The sequence below is a fragment of the Photorhabdus laumondii subsp. laumondii genome (assembly GCF_003343245.1).
Classification (GTDB): Bacteria; Pseudomonadota; Gammaproteobacteria; order Enterobacterales; family Enterobacteriaceae; genus Photorhabdus; species Photorhabdus laumondii.
Map to the genome: position 1 here is coordinate 319,666 of NZ_CP024901.1, position 18,994 is coordinate 338,659.

The following is an 18,994-nucleotide window of genomic DNA, read 5'->3' on the forward strand; positions in this document are numbered from 1 at the left end:
GTTCGGGATATGTTGCAGTTCATACTCCGACGTCTGGGGTTGGTAATCCCAACGTTTATTGGCATTACTTTACTGACTTTTGCTTTTGTCCATATGATCCCCGGCGATCCGGTGACCATTATGGCCGGGGAACGTGGAATATCGGCTGAGCGTTATGCCCAGCTAATGGCCGAAATGGGGTTGGATAAACCACTTTGGCAGCAATACTTTCATTATGTAAGTAATGTGTTACATGGTGATCTTGGTATCTCCATGAAAAGTCGTATCTCGGTGTGGGAAGAGTTTGTTCCCCGTTTCCAGGCAACGCTTGAACTGGGGATATGCGCCATGCTGTTCGCTATTTCTGTGGGTATTCCCGTTGGTGTCTTGGCGGCAGTAAAGCGTGGTTCTGTTTTTGATCATACTGCGATAGGACTTTCCCTAACCGGATACTCCATGCCGATCTTTTGGTGGGGGATCATGTTGATCATGCTGGTTTCTGTCCAGTTGGATCTGACACCGGTATCCGGGCGGATAAGCGACAGTGTTTTCCTTGATGACAGTTATCCGCTGACCGGTTTTATGCTGATCGACACACTATTCTGGGGTGAAGCCGGTGATTTTAAAGATGCGGTGATGCATATCATTTTGCCTGCCGTTGTCTTGGGGACGATTCCACTGGCAGTGATTGTCCGTATGACCCGCTCTTCTATGTTGGAAGTACTAGGTGAAGATTATATCCGTACTGCACGCGCTAAAGGTTTGAGTCGTATGCGTGTGATTGTGGTCCATGCGCTTCGCAATGCATTGCTGCCGGTTGTCACTGTTATCGGCTTGCAGGTCGGCATGATGCTGGCGGGGGCGATCCTGACTGAAACTATCTTCTCTTGGCCGGGGCTTGGACGCTGGCTGATCGATGCCCTTCAGCGCCGGGATTATCCGGTGGTTCAGGGCGGCGTATTACTGGTGGCGATCATGATCATCTTGGTTAACCTGATAGTTGACTTGCTATACGGCGTCGTTAACCCGCGTATCCGGCATAAGAAATAGGGAGCACATTATGTCTCAAGTGACTGAGCCTGCAAACAGTGCGCCTAAGATTATGACGCCGATGCAGGAGTTCTGGTATTACTTTAAGCGCAATAAAGGGGCCGTTGCTGGCCTGGTTTATATTGTGTTGATGTTGTTGGTTGCTCTGTTGGCGGGGGTGCTTGCCCCACACGGTGCGGCTGAACAGTTCCGCGATTCTTTGCTGACGCCACCAGCATGGCAGGAAGGGGGAAATTGGCAGTTTATTCTGGGTACTGATGATGTTGGGCGTGATTTACTTTCGCGTCTGATGTACGGCGCTCGGCTTTCATTGCTGGTAGGTTGTCTGGTGGTGGTGCTATCCCTATTGATGGGGGTTGTTCTGGGGGTGCTGGCGGGTTATTTCGGTGGTGTGGTGGATATTATCATCATGCGTATCGTTGATATTATGCTGGCATTGCCAAGCCTGTTGCTGGCTTTGGTGCTGGTGGCGATATTTGGGCCATCCATTGTCAATGCTTCACTGGCGTTGACCTTTGTGTCTCTGCCACATTACATCCGTTTAACTCGTGCTGCGGTATTAGTCGAAGTTAACCGCGACTATGTGACGGCTTCACAGGTGGCGGGGGCAGGTTCCATGCGCCAGATGTTTATCAATATTCTGCCTAACTGTCTGGCACCACTGATTGTGCAGGCTTCTCTGGGTTTTTCTAATGCCATTCTTGATATGGCTGCTTTGGGTTTTCTGGGAATGGGGGCGCAGCCACCCACGCCGGAATGGGGAACAATGCTGTCTGATGTATTGCAGTTTGCACAAAGTGCCTGGTGGGTGGTGACATTCCCGGGGGTGGCGATTCTGCTGACCGTGTTGGCGTTTAACCTGATGGGTGATGGTTTGCGTGATGCACTTGATCCTAAACTCAAGCAGTAGTGAGGTGGCGAAATGGCACTGTTAAATGTAGAAAAATTATCGGTTCACTTTGGTGACGAAGAGGCACCATTCCGCGCCGTTGACCGCATCAGTTACCGAGTTGAGCAAGGGCAGGTTGTTGGGATTGTTGGAGAATCTGGCTCAGGTAAATCGGTGAGTTCATTGGCTGTAATGGGATTGATTGATTATCCGGGTAGAGTGATGGCTGACAAACTGGAATTTAACCAGCGTGATCTGACCAAAATTTCTGAACAGGAACGTCGCCAACTGGTTGGTGCGGAAGTGGCAATGATCTTCCAAGATCCGATGACCAGCTTGAACCCCTGTTATACCGTTGGGTTTCAGATTATGGAGGCGTTAAAAGTGCATCAAGGCGGCAATCGCCGCACCCGACGCCAGCGGGCGATTGATCTGTTGACCTTGGTTGGTATCCCTGATCCGGCATCGCGTCTGGATGTGTATCCGCACCAATTATCGGGTGGTATGAGTCAACGGGTGATGATCGCAATGGCGATTGCCTGCCGGCCAAAATTACTGATTGCTGATGAACCGACAACCGCTTTAGATGTCACCATTCAGGCGCAGGTTATTGAACTGTTGTTGGAGTTGCAACAACGGGAAAATATGGCGCTAATATTAATCACCCATGACCTGGCATTGGTTGCAGAAGCTGCTCATCATATTATCGTGATGTATGCCGGGCAGGTGGTGGAATCCGCCAAGGCATCGGAAATCTTCCGGGCACCACGTCATCCGTATACTCAGGCGCTGCTTCGGGCATTACCTGAATTTGCTACGGATAAATCCCGTCTTGCCTCTTTACCGGGTGTTGTGCCGGGGAAATATGACCGGCCTATCGGGTGTTTACTGAATCCGCGTTGTCCCTATGCAAATGACCATTGTCGTCAGGTGGAGCCGGAATTAAGAACGGTAGGAGAACGTCAGGTGAAATGCCATATACCGTTGGATGATGCGGGGAGGCCGACAGTATGAGTGAGTATCTTTATCCGGCGCAGCAAATATCCACTGTGCCGTTATTAAAAGCGACAGATCTGAAAAAATATTATCCGATTAAAGGGGGGCTCTTTTCACCTGCGAGGACGGTAAAAGCGTTGGATGGCGTCTCTTTCGAATTGGAAAAGGGAAAAACGTTAGCCGTTGTTGGTGAATCGGGGTGTGGTAAATCCACGCTAGGGCGATTGCTGACGATGATTGAAAAGCCAACCGACGGGGAACTTTATTATCAGGGGCAAGATCTGCTGGTGCCAAATAAAGACTCTGAAAAGCTACGTCGTCAGAAAATCCAGATTGTGTTTCAAAATCCTTATGGTTCACTTAATCCGCGTAAGAAAGTTGGGCAGATTCTGGAGGAGCCTCTGCGGATCAATACCAAGTTAAACGCACAGGAACGTAAAGAGAAAGTGTTGCAGATGATGGAAAAAGTGGGGTTAAAAACCGAACATTACAGCCGTTATCCGCACATGTTCTCCGGTGGTCAACGCCAACGGATTGCGATTGCTCGTGGCCTAATGTTGGAGCCGGATGTGGTGATTGCGGATGAACCGGTTTCTGCGTTGGATGTCTCGGTGCGGGCACAGGTGTTGAACCTGATGATGGACTTACAACAAGAATTGGGGCTCTCTTATGTCTTTATTTCCCATGACTTGTCTGTGGTTGAACATATTGCTGATGAAGTGATGGTGATGTACCTTGGTCGTTGTGTGGAAAAAGGCAGTAAGGAGATGATTTTCAGTCATCCACGTCATCCCTATACACAGGCGTTATTATCAGCAACGCCAAGGCTGAATCCTGAATTACGCCGTGAACGGATAAAATTGACCGGCGAATTGCCCAGCCCAATGAATCCACCGCCCGGTTGTGCATTTGCCGCTCGTTGTCGCCGGGCACTTAGCGTTTGTACTCAGTTTCAGCCAAAATTGAATCAATATGGTGATCAACTGATCGCCTGTTTTGCGGTCGATCAGGATGAAAATGTTACGGTGGAATAATTGCTTGGCAATTATACCCTATGGATTTCAAGATGAATCGCGGCGGCAAGGGAGTGAATCCCCGGGAGCATAGCAAACTATGTGGTGACCGGGGCGAGCGAGTGCAGCCAACAAAGAGGCAACTTGAAAGATGACGGGTATATTCAATAAAACATCTTTGGTGATATTGGGTTAGCCGGTATCACCTTTTAAATATTTGCTTATATTTCTGGTAGCGACTTATCGCTACCAAGGACAATTATTTCAGAAAAATAACGACTTGGATAAGTGAAACAGGATCGCTAGCGATAAAATCAAGTATACTCAATTCCATTGATCACGTGTTATAACTGCGATATCTACAGGCATTGGTTTAAGTGAAAATGAAATTGCGCGTCAAACGTTCGTTAACCATTAAACAGATGGCCGCAGTGACCGGCGTCACGCTGGTGACCATTGCTATTTTTATTACGATTCAATTGTGTCATTTTATACAGCAACGTAAAGATGATTATATCAGCCAGCTTAATAATGCGGCAGTTCAGGTACAGGCACCTTTAACGGAAGCACTACTTAATTCCGATCTCAGTAAAGCAAAAGAGTTGCTGATAGGGCTGCGCACTGTAGGTATTTTAGGACGTGCGGATGTGGTGTTACCGGAGGATATCCGGGTGATACGATTGAGCTTTGCTACCCATCGCCCAATCCCCGAACTGGCTAAACGTGTTTTTGGGATCCCTGTGGAAGTGAGTATTCCTCTTCATGTTTATGGTTCAGTATCGACAGATGCTAAACCGCTAGGGCATCTGATTTTGCAAGTGGATTCCAACCGAGTATATCGTTTTGTCATTAATACGTTGGCACTGATGCTGACAACTTATTTATTACTGGCCCTTATCCTTACGGTGTCGATAAGCTGGTGTATCAACCGGATTATTATGCACCCATTACGTGACATTGCACGGGATCTTAATAACGCGCAACTATCAGAGCCAATGGCTTGCCCTAAATACCATCAGGATGATGAACTGGGCCTGCTGATCAGGGGATATAATCGTCAATTTGATAAGCATAAACCTCCGTCATCATGAAACCATTCATGGCGGTTTGAGGTCTAATCCTCTGTTATAAGCCTGACAGGATTTCGCCTGTTAAAATTCAGGTTTTTGCTTTTTCTACCGTTATTATTGGTCGAAGGGAACATATTCTGTCATCAATGGTTAAACCTTCGAAGGCTAAAACCAAGGATAGACATCTATAGGGGTTCACATGCAGGGTACGAAAATTCGTTATTTTATTGGTGGGATAATGCTGGCAGTTGCGGGCCAGACGCAGGCAGAAGCCTTGCAGCCTGACCCTGCCTGGAAACAAGGTAAACTGGAAAACGGTTTTAACTGGCAAATTTTGCAGACACCACAACGTCCTAACGACAGAATACAGTTGCGCTTGGTCGTGAAAACGGGGTCACTGGCGGAGAAAACCCAACAAACGGGTTATACCTGGTTGATTCCGAAAGTCGTACTCTTTAGTAGCAAAAGCTTATCTTCTACCAAATTAGAGCAGTTATGGAACAGTGCTATTGATCCAAAATACCCACTGCCTCCAGCGATTGTTTCATATGATTTCACACTCTATAGCTTGAGTTTGCCACATAATCGGCCTGAACTATTAAAAGACGCGTTGAACTGGCTGGCTGATGCTGCGGGCAAAGCGGTATTTACACCTGAGACACTGCAACATGCCATGAAAATGGCTGATACATCCGTTGCAACCTATCCACCCGATATACAAGATCCCGTGTGGCGTAGACGTTTGAAAGGTTCAACGCTGTTAGGGCACGATCCGGCACAAAACGCGCCTCAACCTATTGATTTGGAGAAGCTTAAACAGTTTTACCGGCAGTGGTATACCCCTGACATGATGACGTTATACGTTGCGGGACATGTAGATAGCCGTACTCTGCCGGAAAATATCAGCCTAGCGTTTTCATCATTGAAAGGTAAACGTCATACTCCGGCTACTATTGCAGCGTTGTCACCAATGAAACCGGAGACCATCGGGATTATCAGCGATAAAAAGAAAGAAGATACTTTATCCTTAATTTGGGATCTCAATTGGCAGCCGATTAATGATTCGCATGTGCTTAATCACTATTGGATCAGTGATATCACCCGCGAGGCACTTTATCGCTATCTGCAACTTGGGCTGGAAAGAAAAAATGATAAAGCGTTGAAATTGGGGCTGGATTGTAAAGTCCAGTATCATCGTGCGAGCTGTGCCCTGAATCTCAACACGACAGCCGGTAATTTAAAACCCGCAATGGAGTATCTGGCGGCTGAATTGGTCACATTACGGGATAAAGGATTGCCGAAGGGACAATTTGATGAGCTATATGCGCAAAAACAAGCACAACTCAGCCAGTTGTTTGCCATGTATGCTCATACCAGTACGGATATTCTGATTAATCAGCGCCTTTTGTCCCAACAGAGCAATGTGGTGGATATCGCCCCTGAGCAGTATCAGCGTTTGAGACAAGCATTTTTAGCTTCCTTGACCCCAGAAATGCTTAATCGTGAATTGAAGCAGATCCTGTCGCAAGAGGTGGCATTTATTCTGATTCAACCGAAAGGGGAAGTGGAAATGGATGTCGACCAGTTAAGAAACAGCTTTAATCAGATTATGTCGCTGACACCACATAAGGATAAGGTTGATATTCCGGCACAACCACCGATGTCTAAGTCTGAGGCAAAAGCCTCTTAAAGCAACAAAAAGGGCGGACAATACCGCCCTTCATTATCGAAGGCTATTTTTTAGCTTCAGCTCTAAGCTCAGTCACATTCTTACCGCCGATTCCCCAGTTATCAGTATCGACTTCATCAATAATGACAAAAGTTGTCGCCGGATTTTTTCCTAATACATCGGCCAGTAACTGAGTAGCTCCTTCAATTAATTGCTTCTTTTGTTCTGCTGTAGCACCTTCACGGGTAATTCTGATATTAACAAACGGCATAAACAGCTCCTTATTCATTGGGTTATTATTAGCAGATCGCTCTGCTTGGGCACATTTATTCGGTATTTTTATGATTATTATCTGTGGTGGCTATCCAGGCAGCGCAGAATAGCGTTAAACGGGCGAATAGGTAGAAAAATGTCATCAGGCCGATAACAGATCCAAATGCGGCACCAGAAGGGGAATTGGCGAGGCGCGGCAATGTCATGGTCATAATATACTTGATCACTTCAAAACCTATTGCTGCCATCAATGTTCCTTTTAATAGCGCCTTACGTTCTGGCTGGTGGCGAGGTAGCACCCAGAATAGCCATAGGAAAAGCAGATAATTAGCTGAAATAGAAATGGCTAATCCAATCAAGAACCAAGATGGACGCAGCCATTCAATGCCATCTAGCCCTAACATCTTAACAATGGTTGCTTGGGCGGAGCCTGCGATAGAGGTCAGTGATAGCGTGATCACCAGCGCTAATAATAGCCCAATCAGAGAAATAGAATCACGAAAATATTTAAAATAGATTTTCTCATTATCTTCCTGATTTCGCACCCAGACAGGATGGAATTGGGCAAGAATGGCCTGACGTAAATTACTAACCCAATTCACACCGGAATACAGCGCAATTGCCAAACCGGTTAATCCCACGGTAGTACGTTGTTTAATTGCGGTATCGACACTATTTTTCAGCGTATTGGCAAGAGTCGGATCACTAATACTGTTGGCGATACTGTTAATCAGTCTTGCCAATAAATCAGGATTAGAGGCCAGAATAAAACCGGCAATGGCGAAAGAGAGCATCAGAATTGGGATAAGTGATAAGAAGGAAAAATACGTTATTGCCGCGCCAAACTGATTACCCATCCGATCATTAAAACGCAGCGTTGCACGGATAAAATGAGCGATAATAGGAATAGTGCGGATATAATTTCCTACTCTGACCGTCAGAGAAATCGCTTTTTTACCGTGACGAATTCCCTTTTCCAAAGGCGTTTTGGATAACCTTTTCGGCTGATGTTGGGTTGTTTCCTGTTTTTCTGTACGCTTTGGCATGCATAGCCTCAAATAGTTACCTTGCTTGAATATGAGTAATCTCATTATGCAATATTTCTACGAGATGATTCCGTTGTCAAATCTAAGTCACTTGTCAAAGTGATATGCCACCAGCTTAACGAGGAAAGATTTTCCAGGCGATAGTCTTGGGTGAAATTTAATCTTCCATTAATTCTTTCTGAGAAATTAAATAAAAGTGAAGTAGCTATTATTCTACAACATGAAATAGCTAAGGCTGAAAGGGACAAAGTACTGCATGATAAACATGAGTTTGATGATGTTTATTTATCTCAGCCGATTTATAGGCAAATGTATTATGTAACATTATATCAAGAAATTTAAATAATTTTTCAAAATAATAGATTCCTTGAAGGGAGCTTAGTCCAATTTTGGCGTTCTGATCAATCGCCAAAAATCACTAAAAGGACTGAGTTACGCCAATTATAGTACCCATATCCCAAAATGAGCGAAGCTTAATATAAAAAATTATTCAGACAACTCAAGACAAAAATTACTAATATACCCGCTTAACTTGAAGATGCAGGATTCATAACCTGGAAGTTGTCATTAATACGGCACGACAGGTTCCCGGCAAGTTCCGGTAATATTTCCGTAAAAAAACGATGGATTGCCTGCCTGAACAAGGCCGTCGAGGCGAAATAAGGGTTATTCCTGACCTGTTCATTCATCACCTTCCACAGCCTTTCTATCGGGTTCAGATTCGGGCTGTATGGCGGCAAGTAATGAAGCTCAATATTCATCACATAAGCCCAGTCTTTCACCTGCCTGCTTCGGTGGTAACCGGCTCCGTCAAGGATAATATGAACCTTCTGACTGACCGGATAGGTCTCACGGATGGCAATGAAGAACTCGGCGATGTGATAACTGTCGATACGGTCATACTCGCGTACTACCGTTTTGCTAATATCGGCCAGATTCAGGGCCCCCATCAGGTTCAGACGGGTACGGCTTCCCGTGGTTTTCACTGCGGTTTTCTGCCCTTTTCGCATCCAGCCATAAGCCAGTTTCGTCCCTTGCGTGGGATGGACGCCATCAATGAACAGGATAGGCTCATGGTCTCCGGCTTCCTGCTTGAGTTTCCCGTAGGTTTCCATAAAGGCCCGTTGCTGCTCCGCGTTGAACTTGTGTGGCACGCCGGTCGGTTTTTTATAACTAAATCCATTATGGTGCAGCCATTTATTCATGCCGGGAACAGTGTAACTGATATCCCACGCTTCTTTGACAAGGCGGATAACAGCCTGTGTGGTGGGCAGAAGATTCGCGGTCAGATAAGCGATAAGTGCCTGAGTCTGTGTTTCGCTGAGATGGCTCTGAGAGCCGCCATTTTCGGGCTTGATTTTGCGGTGATTAAGGTAATCACTGATATGACGATTAACGGTCGTTTCATGAAGACGCAGGGCCTGAGCGATCATCACCGAACTCCAGCCCTCAGAGGCCAGCAGGACCGCTTTGATGCGATCACACTCTCTCTTATCACGGCAGGTGTGATGGAGGTGTTCAAGTTCGGCTTTTTGTTCATCGGTAATGAATATTTTCATGACTGATACCATGAGCTTCATTTGGGCGAAAATCAAGCAGTTTCAATGAGCACAGGTATATATATGGGATAATAAAGTACAATCACATCTAAATAAGCTGAAAAAATAAACCAAAAAAAATTAAATATGAGGATGAAACATAAACGAATCTGGATGGAAACTCAACTTTTGGAGCAAGTATTATAAGCGGGGTTTTTGCGTGTGGATAATATTTAATTATTCATACGATTCCCCTAGTTTTGTAACAGTAGTAATACAAAAAAACTTGCTATTAAAATAGATAATAAAATCTATAATAGCACTGTGTCGGAATAACCATTTTTGCAAAAATAATATAATAACTCACTCGACACGATTACGTGAAACGCTAGGTGTAATCTAGATAATTATTTTTGCAATTATATTCTATAAGGAACATATTATGAAAATTTCCCCTCTGAACTTCCCGCCTATTAACGTTACTATCCCTGGCAATGATGGTTATAAATTTCACTTTGAAGGTCGTGTAACTTCAATTACTCAGGGCCACGTAATTGCCTCAGGATTGGCAGATTTTATAGATGTGCCGATTAATTGGGGGGCAGGTTCCATTTCTGGTGCTGAAAGAAATTTTGATATTCCTTTCATCAATTTTGGCGATTTTAATATTAAAGTCGATTCGATAAACTCTGACAATATTATCAATGCTATTCCTGGTTTTACACATGAACAAAAAGCCAAATTAGAAAGCATTATTACTGAACAGAAAGAATTAACTAATAAAACCCCTCAGGAAGCGACAAAAAATTTGGCGGGTATGACGCTTGGGGAACTGGTTTTATATCAACGTTACATCTCAGAATTTCAAAAATCCAAATCTGAAAAAGCAATTGAATCAATGAATAAAGCGCTTAATATTATTAACAATACACCTGAAGGATTAACGTTAATCGATGCCAATAAGTACCCTTACGATAAGAAACATACGACAAATGTGGGAATAATTGAATTGACATCGAGGGTAATGATTAACTCCCAGAAGAATTTGAATAATTTTTTAAATAACGAGATTAAGAAGTCTGATGATTTTTGGAATGAGATTGGGAATAAATATCAAAGAGCTGTTAGGAATTTGTTTTTATATTATCGAGAAATGAAAGCTAAATTAAGTAGAGCACTCACTACAGAAGTCGCTCGATTAAAAAGAATCAAAGAAGATCTTGAAAAATCAAGAATAGAAATTAATGAAGCTATTCATGACGGTCAAAACACGGCAATCCCGCCTTCGGTGAAGCAATTAATTTTTGCCAAGTTGTACCCAAAAGAAGCATTGGAAATTGGCCTTTTCAGTAAGGGTTCGACAAATATCACCACTAATGCAGTGCGTTTTGCAACACAAGGTGATGAGAAAAAAGGGACATTCACTCAACCCAAGGAAATGCAGGGTGAAGGAACGCAGGTGAATGCTTTTCGACATATGATTTGGCAGGCGACTCTGGCAGCCAGATATGGGGAGAAAATTGCTAAACATGCAGGTGATGCACATGAAGTTGACCCTCGGGTTGATCTGAATATCCGGCAATTTGCAGTTCTCAATGACGCTGATCAAACTATTGATTTACTTAATAACCAAATAGGCCGTCATATTGGGTTGAATTCAAATACAACGTCAATGAAAACATTAGCGCTCATTGCATTAGAGAAATTTCATAAAGAAGGGTTGTATGTTGCCGTTAAGAATGCTCATGGCTACGAAGTTGTTAAAGAAAAAATTTCCAATGTACAATACGCTTATATGAAGTCTGTATTTGAAAGCCTTGATGAAAACGGTAAATGAAAAAGTATAACTCATTGAAAAATAATCTATAATCATAACCACCCGCATAGCGGGTGGTTTGCTCTAGCCCTATAAGGGCATATTACCGACTGAGCCTAAATGACGCCCTTTCTCTTCGTTCAAGCTAAGTGTCTTTGCTTCTTTGGCTTACCCCTTGAAGGGGTCTTCATGCTCTCGTGTACTTAACTTATCCTGCATTAAATCTGACTTTTCTTGCTCTCTGATGTATTTTCGGATTGTGGCTTCATTTAGCCCTACCGTACTCACGTAGTATCCTTCTGACCAAAACTTCCTGTTGCCAAACTTGTATTTTAAATTGGCATGCTTATCAAATATCATCAATGCGCTTTTACCTTTTAGATATCCCATAAAACTTGAAACACTTATTTTAGGTGGGATACTCACCAGTATATGGACGTGATCTGGCATTAGATGCCCTTCGATGATTTCTACTCCTTTATACTGACAAAGGTCTCGTAAAATCTCACTTATACTCGAACGGATACGGGTAAAAATGACTTTTCGTCTGTATTTCGGCGAAAAAACGATAGGGTACTTGCACAGCCACTTTGTATGTGCTGAGCTTTGTGCTTTAATTCCCATAAACACCTTTCCTTATTTGAGTTACGTATATTAGCTTGAACATCTATATCGTAACGGAAAGGTGTTTTTCTTGGTATAACCCTTGATTTCCACCTGCATAGCGCTGAAGGATCCCCACAAATCAGCGTAATAAATCAAAACCATATTTTGGTAGATTTTGGCGAGATGCTTGAGGGTTTTATTAAGCACTATTTCAAATAATATTAGCGGGGAATGGCGTAAGACATTCTCTGCTAATGTCAGATGAGAGATAACTCTTCTTGATTTAATACTATTTGCCTGATAATTAAGATGTATTCCTTTATTTTCGGCATAAAAACCAATCAGCCAAAGTACAACCGAACTCAGTGTAGCAAGTAGACTCAATACTGATAAACGACCAGCCCCGTGGCTATAACTTGCTCTAAGACCAAATCCAAAACGTTCACTCTTTTCATCCCTAAAATTTTGCTCTATTTGCATTCTTCGGCTGTAAATTTTCATCACCTGACGAGGTTTAAAATCATCCATACTAATAAAAATAAGCCAAGGCTCCATTGCTGCCGAACGCCCATCTTTGACCTGAGATTTTCGCACCATTCGATATCGTGATTTTTTGAATTTTCTACCTTTATTCGGTCTTTTATGAAGATAAAAATAACCATCGCAACGTGCATATTCTGCTTTTGATAATGTACCAAACCCTAAAAACTGTGGGGTTGTAGTGGCTTTTAAAGCTTGCCGTTTAAACCAAAGCTCACCCTATTTTTCAAGTCTTAGTTGAGTATTGCCTCGAATGCGTCCGACAAAATCCCAACCGAGCGTTTTTATATGTTTGAACCATGCATTTTGAAAACCTGCATCCGTAACAATAATTACTCTGGCTTTAGGGTTAACAGCACGCGCTAGCCTGTCAAGAAATGCATTTTGTATCGTTACATTTTGTTGTTCACATGAGGGAACTATTTGACTTAACAAAGGAATTGAGCGTCCATCGCAAATTAAACTCGCACGGAGCACATGGTGTTCTTGTGACGGATATCCACTCCAATCAACAGCAATGACACACAGCGACAGAGACTCAGTGAGCATTGAAATAATGTTGCGAAAGATATCAGGAATATCCCTATGAAGAGCTTCATTACCGAGTAGCCGGTCAATACGTTTAATTTTATGTTTGACGTGAGCGTTTCCGGGTAAAAAGCGCCCAATGCTGGTTAACGTAAGAGAAGCACCATTAATCAAAGCGATAGTGGCATCGATTAATGCATTCTGACGATATTTATGAAATGGTGATAAAGCATCTTTAAAGAAGTTATGACATACTTCACGTACAGGCATAGCAGTGACCTTATTGACTTGGTGGAACAATCAGTAGATCACATAACGCTATGCCTGTCTATTTTCTGGGGATTCCTCAGAGCTATGCGGGTGGTTTTATGTTTAAGAAGCTGACGCTACTTAAACTGGCTAAAGCCATAATAAAAACCTCAGATGAAAATCTGAGGTTTGTGTTAAAAATAGAAAAAATTATTACATATAGTTACTATGTATAAATTATACTATATACATCCTGGCATAAAATACATTCAAAATCCTCGAAAATAATTACTCATAAGTGACGTTTTATTATAATATAAGAAAGAAGTATGAGTGAAAATTAGCTATGCATAAGGGGAAAATTGAAGATGAAATTAATGAATAAAAATTTGTCTATTGTTTTAATCATATTTGCTATTTTTGTCTCTGTTTATTTTGTTTTTTTCAAAAAATGGGATGTTAGAGAGGCCATTGCCGATTTTGCCAATGAACATTGCAAAATAAATCAGGAATGCTTAATTGATTTAAATGAAATAACACCATTTCATTGGGATCGTGCCTATATCTTTTCTACAGGAACTCGTCCTAAATCTATAGAAAAGGCGATTGGTATGCATTATCAATTTATTGATGTCGGGGTAAAATTCATTTTTATCAAAAACAAAGAAATTGTTTATTCTGAAGAGTACTTCCCTTATCCTGATTATCGTGACAAAAATCAAATTGTACCTAATTTTGCCAGTTTACTATATCCAGAGAATAATTACCCTGAATATTATTTTTTAACAAAAGAAAACAGTCAACTGTTTATCAAAAGATATCATGGCACATCGAGCAAACGTAAGCGTAATATGTTCTATGAGATATCTCCCTCAAATGAAAATCAATCTGAAAGAAACAACTCATATAGGAAATAGTCGATTATTTTTATAGAGAATATTGTTGGAAGTGTAAGGTGTTACAGTTTTGCTTTACAGTTAGCTGGCATTTATGATGGTTTAAAAGACATGTTAGCTCTACTATAGTATGAAAGTGGAAAAATATAGAGCCCTTTATGCTAACCTGTGAATTATAGTATTTTTCAAGTTCTAAATTTCGCTTGAAAATTCCAAACATAATTATATTACCAAGTCGTTTATTAATTTTTTGATATTATGAAAAAGCATTAACATTGTCAATTGGAACTATTGAAATATTCAATATAGGTAGCAATAAAAAGATCCCTCATTTGAAGGATCTTTTATAAAAGAACAAATTAATCAGATTTACGATTAATTATTTCGCCATTAGTTGTACTAGTTTCGGTTTCATTACTATACGTTTTCACTAAAGGTATTTTGCCGGACAATACACCTTCTTGAACTGCTTTAACTATTCCGCTAACAGAATCAGGTAATGCAACGTTACCGCCTTTACTATTGTCATAGCTGGTAACAGATTGTTGTTCCACATTTTGGGTATTAAGAATGACATGGCCTTTCTCGCTACCAATCTGCCCACCAATCAGATGAGTATTTCCTTTTACATCTAAATTAACCCCTTGATTGCCGGAAATAACCGATTGTTCACCGACATTTTCTCGATCTTTAATATCGACATTGCTTTTAAGTTTACCTGTAACCCCATTAATACCTTTAATATTATTAAGACTATTAAACGTAGAGGTTAATCTTTCCTGCCATCCTTTCGGTTGTGGTTCTTCGGTTGGGTTTTTAGATGGATCATCTTTCAATTCCTCATCGTTCGACACATCGTCTTTGGAAAAATCATCCTTAGTTGATTCGTCCTTAGGGATATCGTCACTTTTTACTTTGGATTCTTTGGTGTAATTCATGCCAGCGTCAACACCGACATTTAACCCATGTTCAGTATCCTTACGGCTTTCAACTTGTAGATCACCACCAATACTGCCTTTTACCTGATCCGCCTCTATCCGTGCCCCGGCAACTGTTGTATCACCACCACTGTTGATAACAACATTTTCACCTTTAATATGGCTATTACGTTGGGTCGTTGCTTGCAGGCGATCAATACCGACTTTGACTTCCCCGCCAAAGTTCTGTTTTGTGGTGGTGGTTGTACTGTCATCTTCCGCTTTCTTGATCGAGCTTGCATTTCCGCCATTACCTTTCAGGTTAAATTCCCAACCATCGTTGTTAATGCGATCCTGAGCAGATACCAGTTCAACATTACCTTGTTTAGCGTTCAGGTCGATTTGCTTACCGGTCACTTGAGCACCTTGCAACGTCAAGTTATTGCCTGCACTCAAAGTGACACTTTGCTTACCGCCAATTTCACTGACCTGAGCTGTGGTACTGTTTTTGCTATCTATGTTGTAACCGCCGCCAAGACCGATATGAACATTCTTGCCCTCTGGCGAATTTCCCCCTTTAGCAGATGCTTCTCCGTTATAACCGGTTGCTGTTTTCGTTGTGCTATTGGTGGCATTATCAAAACGGATATCACCTTTAGCATCTATATTGGCTTTGCCTGAGCCGGCATTCAGAGAGGTACCCTGATATTCAGCATCCCTTTCGACGCGGATATTAATGTCATCTGCTGCGGTAATCCGGCTAGTGACTGCTGTGGTCGTCGTAGTATGGCTGCTTTGCGTGCCACCTTTGCCTTTACCATTCGCAGAAATATCTTCACCGGTAGTGGTATAAACACGTAGGTCAGCATTGCCGCTGGTTTCACTGTGGCTACTTTGGTGGTGGTTTTGTGCTGCTTCACTGGTATGGTTACCGGCGGTTAATGTAACGTTACCTTTATCAGCCCGATATTGAGTGCCCTGATCATACAGTTCGCCATTGGTTTTAATGACGATATCGCTGGCCTGAATAGAGGTCACAACCGTTTCGGACTTTTTGTTCGCAGTCTGGATACTACTGCCGTTGGCGGCAATATCCGCGCCGAAATTAGGTGTGCCTTTTTTGGTTAAAGTGCCATCCAGTGCAGATTTAGCCGGTTCTTTAACCACTTTCTCAATCGGGCGAGTAACAGCGCTATAATCTACGTTGACACCAATATCTGTACCAACCTGTAGTTTGTGATTGGTACTTGATTCTGTATTCGATACAGCCAGATTGCTGACTTTGCCTGCCTCTGCGGTATAGGTGCCATTGACTTCATGCTTCGTCCCTTCCTGAACCAATTCACCGTTGGCTTTAATGTTCAAATTACCTGCGATCTGAGAACCGGAAACAACAGCAGTTGTACTGGTATGATTACTGTTATTTCCTTCATAACGACCATAAATACCGGAACCGACTTTATCGATTCCTCCGGTAAGATAGGCCCCAACGTACTTTTTACTCTGAGATTTTTCTTCGGATTTTTTATTATCCTCGGCTAACAGATGAACATTCTCACCGGTGATTTTAGCATCACCTGTGGTCGTCACCAGATTAGAACCACGTAGAGTGACATCTTTATCAGCATCGATAGTGATGCTACCGCCACTCAACGTGGAAGCTTGCTGTGTTACCGTCTGATTTTTTTGACTGTTACTGGTATGTTCAATACCTATTCCGGCACGATACTGTTTGTCTCCCTTTGGTTGGAAGTGGCTTTGTGGCTCCAGAGAGGTGCTTTGTTTATCAACCTGTTTCTGTTCGCCATAAGAGAGCACCTTGATATTACCGGACGTGTTCAGGCTAAGCGCACCGGTACTTTGCACCCGACTGCCAATGATATTGATATCTTCATCACCGAGTAATTTAAGATCCGCCTCAGAAACCAACTCGCTGCCGTGAGATTTCTGTTGCTGGCTATTATTTCTTTTTGAACCGCTAGTGATATTGAGTACCGTGCCCGTTCGCTCATCAACTTTGCGATTGATATGACTGACCGCATTATCGATGGTTAATTCGCCACTATTAGCATTTACAAAAGCACCTTGGACCGCCTTCACTTTGCTGCCGGTAATGGCAATACCCTCATTGCCTGACAGCAATAAACGCCCATTGGCTGTTAATTCAGATGCATGGTTGGTTTCTTTCAACTCACTGTTGTCTTTATTCTCACCGCCGCCGATCCCTCCCCAGTATTTTTTATCATCACGTACAGCCCGGCTATCAGCCGTTTTCTGAACATCGATTTGCAGTTGTTTACCGGCTTCCAGTGTCAGATTTTGACCTGCATGGACTTTTGCCCCAAGAATTTCAGCACGAGTTCCTGCCTTAATATTAAGATTAGTTCCTGCTTGTAATTCACTGGCAATCAAACGCTCGGTCTGTTTACTCTCTTCCCAACTTCCGGTCTGCAATTTAGCCGTGTGATTTTTTTTGTAACCTGTTTCCGCGCTTTTTTCTGTCTCAGTCAGACCGGCAATTTGAACACCTTTTTTCGCTGTAACCGCTAGCTCACCTTTAGCATCTATTTTGCTGCCAAGGATCTTAACGTCACCTTCTGTCGCATTTAAGCTCGCATTTCCTTTGGCCTGGATATTGTTTCCTGCCTGATGCAGTTTTTCACTTTCCTGAGTTACCTCGTGGCGCCAAGAATAACCCTGTTGGTTATTAATATTTTTAGTGGATTGCTTTAATTGCTGCCCATCTAAAGTGAGATTAGCACCACTCAGATTCACATCATCACCTACGATATCCGTGGCTGTAACCCGGTTATTACTGTTGGCGACTAATGAAATATTTTTGCCTTCAAGCTTAGTACGAGCGAGTGACTGACTACTTTTACTATCATTGGTATAAGAACCGCTGAAATAGCTTTGGTAATTATTGCTACCATCACGGCTATATGATGATTCGCTGACTTTACCTTTTACCTCAATATCATTACCCAAGAGATCAATATTTCCACCGCGTAGATGTGCTGCTTCTAAATTGAGATTACCGTGGGAATCAACAATAATCTCATCACTGGCAGTAAGAGTACCTTGTAAATTAACGCCACTGCCTTTTGCGGTATTGAGTAGACGGATACGCCCGGCTTGCATACTACCGAGATAATAGCTATCCAGCACACCGGTTAACGCTTGCTGAGAATCAATGACTTCTCCTGTGGCTGAGATTTTATTTTCACCACTGATCGCATTAATCTCTTTTTGAGCAGTGACTGAGCCCCGGTTGTCAATTTTAGGTGCGATAAGATCAAGGATCGCATTGGCGATTAAACCATCCGATTTAATTTTCAGGCTATTCTGATTATTAAACGTACTGAAACCTTGCAAATTACCTTGTTCTATCAATGGATTACCCACAACCAGAGAAGCGCGGTTAGTATTGATAAAACCACATCCATTACAGGTGATACCGTTCGGGTTTGCCAGTACATAATCTGCTGCGATACCAAACACTTCCTGTTGACCTAATAACAGGGAAGGGTTCCTGCTGATAACTTCATTCAGAATCAGGTTAGCCGCTTGACCATTCAAATTAGGGTTAGCGGCAAGCTGCCCCGCCAATTGTGATTGACCTTCCTCTAGCCCATTATTTAGGACGACGCCCATCTGGCCAACGTTGTAATCCAGATATTGGTTATGTGACAGCCCGGAAGAGGAGGGCGTCACGATATTCACAACCGTTGCTTTACCTTCGGCAGCGAAAATATCGGGATGGTGTGCTGGGTCGCCACCACCAACGATTTCACTGGCAAAACTGGTAGAACAAGAAACAAGAATGATTGCCATAGAAGCGGCAAGCTTGCCGGTAGGGGATAACCTGAATTTTTTGTTTTTCATACATTAAGTCTCTATATATTTAGTTATATTATTG

Annotated in this window: 14 protein-coding genes and 1 pseudogene; 9 read left to right on the plus strand and 6 right to left on the minus strand. The window is 42.7% G+C overall.

Features of this window, described 5'->3' with window-relative positions:
• The first annotated feature begins 9 nt into the window (after positions 1-9).
• The 6 genes from dppB to PluTT01m_RS01570 all read left to right on the plus strand — a co-directional run bounded on the left by dppB (position 10) and on the right by PluTT01m_RS01570 (position 6,687).
• Positions 10-1,029: a dipeptide ABC transporter permease DppB gene (gene dppB / locus PluTT01m_RS01545; RefSeq protein ID WP_011144698.1), complete on the plus strand. Its 1,020-nt coding sequence runs from the start codon at positions 10-12 to the stop codon at positions 1,027-1,029.
• 10 nt (positions 1,030-1,039) lie between these two features.
• Entirely contained in the window at positions 1,040-1,939 is a 900-nt protein-coding gene (dppC, locus tag PluTT01m_RS01550) for a dipeptide ABC transporter permease DppC (RefSeq protein WP_011144699.1), read from the plus strand.
• A gap of 12 nt (positions 1,940-1,951) precedes the next feature.
• The gene (gene dppD / locus PluTT01m_RS01555) at positions 1,952-2,932 is read left to right on the plus strand and encodes a dipeptide ABC transporter ATP-binding protein (RefSeq protein ID WP_011144700.1); all 981 of its coding nucleotides are present in this window, start codon (positions 1,952-1,954) and stop codon (positions 2,930-2,932) included.
• Complete coding sequence (dppF, locus tag PluTT01m_RS01560; RefSeq protein WP_011144701.1) at positions 2,929-3,948, plus strand: dipeptide ABC transporter ATP-binding subunit DppF; 1,020 nt, start codon at positions 2,929-2,931, stop codon at positions 3,946-3,948. Before dppD ends, dppF begins: the two co-directional genes overlap by 4 nt.
• 362 nt (positions 3,949-4,310) lie before the next feature.
• Positions 4,311-5,018, plus strand: coding sequence for a HAMP domain-containing protein (locus tag PluTT01m_RS01565; RefSeq protein ID WP_041379873.1), 708 nt, complete (start codon positions 4,311-4,313; stop codon positions 5,016-5,018).
• A gap of 178 nt (positions 5,019-5,196) precedes the next feature.
• Positions 5,197-6,687, plus strand: a complete 1,491-nt coding sequence (locus PluTT01m_RS01570) for an insulinase family protein (RefSeq protein WP_011144703.1) — start codon at positions 5,197-5,199, stop codon at positions 6,685-6,687.
• A gap of 43 nt (positions 6,688-6,730) precedes the next feature.
• Here PluTT01m_RS01570 and PluTT01m_RS01575 read toward each other — a convergent pair whose 3' ends face one another.
• On the minus strand, positions 6,731-6,937 hold the full coding sequence (locus tag PluTT01m_RS01575; RefSeq protein ID WP_011144704.1) for a 2-hydroxymuconate tautomerase family protein: 207 nt from the start codon (positions 6,935-6,937) through the stop codon (positions 6,731-6,733).
• A gap of 55 nt (positions 6,938-6,992) precedes the next feature.
• On the minus strand, positions 6,993-7,985 hold the full coding sequence (gene yhjD, locus PluTT01m_RS01580; protein WP_011144705.1) for an inner membrane protein YhjD: 993 nt from the start codon (positions 7,983-7,985) through the stop codon (positions 6,993-6,995).
• A 150-nt stretch (positions 7,986-8,135) separates the two neighbouring features.
• On the opposite strand from yhjD, the gene PluTT01m_RS26530 reads away from it, so the two are divergent.
• A complete protein-coding gene (locus PluTT01m_RS26530; protein ID WP_011144706.1) occupies positions 8,136-8,327 on the plus strand; it encodes a hypothetical protein in 192 nt (63 codons plus the stop codon).
• A gap of 185 nt (positions 8,328-8,512) precedes the next feature.
• On the opposite strand, the gene PluTT01m_RS01590 is transcribed toward PluTT01m_RS26530, so the two are convergent.
• Positions 8,513-9,544: an IS630-like element ISPlu8 family transposase gene (locus PluTT01m_RS01590; RefSeq protein WP_041379874.1), complete on the minus strand. Its 1,032-nt coding sequence runs from the start codon at positions 9,542-9,544 to the stop codon at positions 8,513-8,515.
• A gap of 421 nt (positions 9,545-9,965) precedes the next feature.
• Between PluTT01m_RS01590 and PluTT01m_RS01595 the strand changes: the two genes are divergently transcribed.
• On the plus strand, positions 9,966-11,360 hold the full coding sequence (locus PluTT01m_RS01595) for a DUF6973 domain-containing protein (protein WP_011144708.1): 1,395 nt from the start codon (positions 9,966-9,968) through the stop codon (positions 11,358-11,360).
• Between the two features lie 147 nt (positions 11,361-11,507).
• On the opposite strand, the gene tnpA is transcribed toward PluTT01m_RS01595, so the two are convergent.
• Complete coding sequence (gene tnpA / locus PluTT01m_RS01600; protein WP_011144709.1) at positions 11,508-11,963, minus strand: IS200/IS605-like element ISPlu5 family transposase; 456 nt, start codon at positions 11,961-11,963, stop codon at positions 11,508-11,510.
• A 129-nt stretch (positions 11,964-12,092) separates the two neighbouring features.
• Positions 12,093-13,283: pseudogene (locus PluTT01m_RS01605) on the minus strand (IS4 family transposase); the annotation flags it as partial.
• Positions 13,284-13,630: 347 nt separating this feature from the next.
• Between PluTT01m_RS01605 and PluTT01m_RS01610 the strand changes: the two are divergent.
• Entirely contained in the window at positions 13,631-14,179 is a 549-nt protein-coding gene (locus PluTT01m_RS01610; RefSeq protein WP_011144710.1) for a hypothetical protein, read from the plus strand.
• Positions 14,180-14,517: 338 nt separating this feature from the next.
• Here PluTT01m_RS01610 and PluTT01m_RS01615 read toward each other — a convergent pair whose 3' ends face one another.
• Positions 14,518-18,960, minus strand: coding sequence for a hemagglutinin repeat-containing protein (locus tag PluTT01m_RS01615; RefSeq protein ID WP_011144711.1), 4,443 nt, complete (start codon positions 18,958-18,960; stop codon positions 14,518-14,520).
• Between the last annotated feature and the right edge of the window lie 34 nt (positions 18,961-18,994).